General features: G+C 75.4%; 1 protein-coding gene. It reads right to left on the bottom strand.

From position 1 onward, the window contains the following. On the bottom strand, positions 1–4,037 hold a 4,037-nt coding region (locus ND747_RS29390; RefSeq protein WP_285900607.1), incomplete at both ends, for an SDR family NAD(P)-dependent oxidoreductase.

Below are 4,037 nucleotides of genomic sequence, written 5' to 3'. Positions count from 1 at the left end.
GTCGAGGGCGCCGGCGGCGTCGAACAGGGCGAGTGCCTCGGTGGCCGGCAGCGCCCGCAGCCCGCTGCGCGCGATGCGGCGCTGGTCGGCCGCGCCGAGTCCGGCGGTGAAGGTGCTGGTGTCCGACCACAGCCCCCAGGCGAGGCTGGTGGCGGGCAGGCCGTGGGCGCGGCGGTGCTGGGCGAGTGCGTCCAGGAAGCTGTTGGCCGCCGTGTAGCTGGCCTGCCCCGGACCGCCGGTGATGCCGGCGACCGAGCTGTACAGGACGAACGCGGCCAGGGGCAGGTCCCGGGTGGCCTGGTGCAGGTTCCACGCACCGTCGACCTTCGGGGCCAGGACCCCGGCGAGACGCTCCGGTGTGATCGCCGCGACGGCCGCGTCGTCGAGGACGCCGGCGGTGTGGACGACGGCGGTCAGCGGATGCTCGGCCCCGACGGCTGCGACCAGGCGCGTCACGGCGGCTGGATCGGTGATGTCGGCGGCGGTGATCGTGACGGTGGCGCCGAGGTCCGCGAGTTCGTCGCGCAGCGCCGCGGCCTGCGGGTGGTCGGCGCCCTGCCGGCTGGTCAGGTGCAGGTGGCGGACCTGGTGGCGCTCGACCAGATGGCGGGCGAGGTGGCGGGCCAGGGTGCCGAGGCCACCGGTGAGCAGGACGGTGCCCGCGGGGTCGAGGTGCCAGCCGGCGGTGGCGTCTGCCCCGCTGGCAGCGGCGCTGGTGGCGGCCGAGGCGACGGGGTCGGCGGTCGGGACGGGGACGACCGGGCTGGGGGCGGGGGCGAGGCGTGGGGTGAGCGGGATGCCGGCCCGCACGGCGAGGTGGGGCTCGTCGGCGTGGCCGGCGGCGGCCACCGCGGTGGGCAGGACGGCGGTGGACGACGGGTCGCCGTCGAGGTCGACGAGCAGGATGCGTCCGGGCTGCTCGGTCTGGATGCTGCGGACCAGCCCCCACACCGGTGCGGTGGCCAGGTCCACGTCCCCGCCCGCGACGGCGACCGCCCCCGAGGTGAGCACGACCAGCCGGGTGGCCTCCAGCCGGGGATCGCCCAGGTACGTCTGCAGGGTGGCCAGTGCGTTCGCGGTGGTGCTCCGTGCGGAGCCGGCGACGTCACCACCGTTCCCATGATCGCCACCCGACCCGAAGGTGACGAGGACGAGATCCGGGCCGGCCGCACCGGCGTCGATCGCCGCACCGAGTGCGGCCAGGTCGGCATGGGCCGTCGTGGTGACGTCCTGGCCGTTCTGGGCGTCCTGGCCGAGTGCCGCGGCGGCGGTGGCGGTCGCCTCGGCACCGATCGTGGCCCAGGCGGTTGTGGTGCCGGGGGCAAGGGCGGTCAGCGGTAGCGGCGACCAGCGCAGCTGGTAGAGCGAGTCCGGTCGGTCGCCGCGGGCCGCGGCGAGCTGTTCGGCCGAGACGACCCGGGCCAGCAGCGCCGCCACGGTGACCACGGGGGCACCGGTGTTGTCCGTGGCCCGTAGGGAGATCTCCTCGGAGCCGTGGACGGTGAGGTGGACCCGCAGCGACCGGGCGCCGGTGGCGTGCAGCCGGACGCCGTTCCACGCGAACGGAAGCCGGCTGTGACCGGCCGGGACGTTCGTCAGACCGTGGAAGACCGACAGGTGCACGGCCGCGTCGAGCAGCGCGGGATGCACACCGAAGCCGTCGACGGCACCGGCGTGCTCGTCGGCCAGGGCGACCTCGGCATACAGGTGGTCACCGTCGCGCCAGGCGGCCCGCAGGCCCTGGAACACCGGACCGTAGGCCAGCCCCGAGGCGTCGAGTGCCGCATAGATGCCCGCGACCGGCACCTCCACCGGTGCGGCGCCCGGCGGCGGCCAGCTGGCCGGACTGTCAGTGGCCTCCGCGGCCTCCGTGGCCTCCGCGTCGTCGATGGCGTTGGTCGTATCGGTCGCGTCGGTCGCGTCGGTGGTGAACAGGCCGCTGGCATGCCGCGTCCAGTCGGCCTCGGCGGCGCTGGTGGCCTCGGTGGTGTCGGTGCGCTGCGGGCGGGAGTGGACGGTGACGGCGCGGCGGCCGGCCTCGTCGGGCGCGGCGACGGTGACCTGGATGGCCACGGCGCCGCGCGCGGGCAGGATCAGCGGGGTCTCGAAGAGCAGCTCCTCGAGATCGGTGACGCCGAGCTCGTCACCGGCCCGCAGCGCCAGGTCGACGAACACCGTGCCAGGCACGAGGACGTTGCCCTGCACCACGTGGTCGGCGAGCCACGGCTGCGTGGCCAGGGAGATCCGTCCGGTCAGCACGACGCCGTCGGAGTCGGCGAGCCCGAGGGCCACGCCGAGCAGAGGATGGTCGGCGCTGGTCAGCCCGAGCCCGGCGGCGTCGCGTGCCCCCGAGGCAGCCTCCTCGAGCCAGTAGCGCTGCCGCTGGAAGGGATAGGTGGGCAGGGCGGCGGCCAGGTGACGGGGGTCCTCGCCGCCGGGGGCGACGCCGGTGTCGTCAGGGGCGACGCCGGTGCCGGTGGGGGTGTGGCCGTGGACGTGCAGGGTGGCGAGGGCGGTGGGAAGGCTGACGGTCGCGGCCTGGTTGCGCCGCAGCGTCGGGATGATCGTCGCCTCGGCTCCGGCGCCGCGGGCGTTGCTGTGGCGGGTGTCGGCGTCGGTGTCGGTGTCGTGGGCGCCGGAGGTTCGGGCCTGCAGGGTCTGCGTGGTCAGGGTGGTCAGGGTGGTGTCGGGGCCGAGCTCGAGGTAGGTGGTGACGCCGAGGTCGGCCAGCGCCGTCACGCCGGCGGCGAAGCGGACGGCCTCGCGGACGTGGCGGACCCAGTAGTCGGGCGAGGTGAGCTGCTCGGCGGTGGCGAGGGCGCCGGTCACGTTGCTGATGATCGGGATGGTGGGGGGCTGGTAGCTCAGGCTGGCGGCGGTGGCCAGGAACTCGTCGAGGACGGGTTCGGTCAGCGGGCTGTGGAAGGCGTGGCTGACGGTGAGTCGACGGGTGCGCACGCCGCGCGCGGCGGCCGCGTCGGCCAGGCCGTCCAGGGTGCTGCGGGGACCGGCGAGGACGGTGTTGGTGGGGCTGTTGAGCGCGGCGATGTCGACCTCGTCGATGCCGTCCAGGTCGGCGTGGTCGTTCAGCAGGGTGCGGGCGGTCGCCTCGTCGGCGTGGATGGTGAGCATGCTGCCGCCGGCGGGCAGGGAGCCGAGTAGGCGGGCACGGGTGGCGACGAGGCGGGCGGCGTCGGGGAGGGTGAACACGCCGGCGAGGTGGGCGGCGGTGATCTCGCCGAGGGAGTGGCCGATGAGGTGGTCGGGGGTGATGCCGTGGAAGGCGAGGGTGCGGTGCAGGGCGATCTGTAGGGCGAACAGGGTGGGTTGGGTCCACTGGGTCTGGTGGATGAGGTCTGCGTCGGGGCTGTCGGGGTCGGCGTGAAGGACGGTGAGCAGGGGTTGGTCGAGGTGGGGGTCGAGGGCGGTGGCGACCTCGTCGAGGGCGGCGGTGTAGACGGGGTGGGTGGTGTAGAGGTCGTGGCCCATCCGCGGGCGCTGGCTGCCCTGGCCGGAGAGCAGGAACGCGAGCGGCCCGGGTGCGGCGGTTGCGGTGCCGGTGACGAGCCCGGCGGCCGGTCGGTCGTGGGCAAGCGCGTCGAGCACGGTGAGCAGACCGTCCTCGTCGGTGGCGAGGGCGACCGCGCGGCGGGCGAAGACGGTGCGCGTCGCCAGCGCCGCGGCGAGCCGTTCCAGGTCGACGTGGCCCGAGCTCCGCTCGTGGTCGGCGCGTTCCGGGCCGTCCGGCTGCCCGGTCGGCGTGCGCTGGTCGGCACGGGCTCGCAGATGCGCGGCGAGGCGCCGGGCCTGGTCGCGCAGCGCCGGGTCGGACCGGGCCGACAGTGGTACCAGCACCGGGGTTGCCGCCAGATCGCCCGAGGACGACTCCTGCTGTCCGGGTCCGGGTCCGGGTTCGCCGGCGGCCGGTTCGGCCCGGCCGGGCTTGGTGTGGACCGGCGCGTCCGGGGCCTGTTCGAGGATGACGTGGGCGTTGGTGCCGCTGATGCCGAAGGAGGAGACGGCGGCGCGCCGTGGCC

It is taken from the genome of Frankia sp. R82 (genome assembly GCF_023716925.1).
GTDB lineage: Bacteria > Actinomycetota > Actinomycetes > Frankiales > Frankiaceae > Frankia.
The sequence above is the reverse complement of the archived record's forward strand: the minus strand, read 5'-3'. Positions and strand labels throughout refer to the sequence as shown.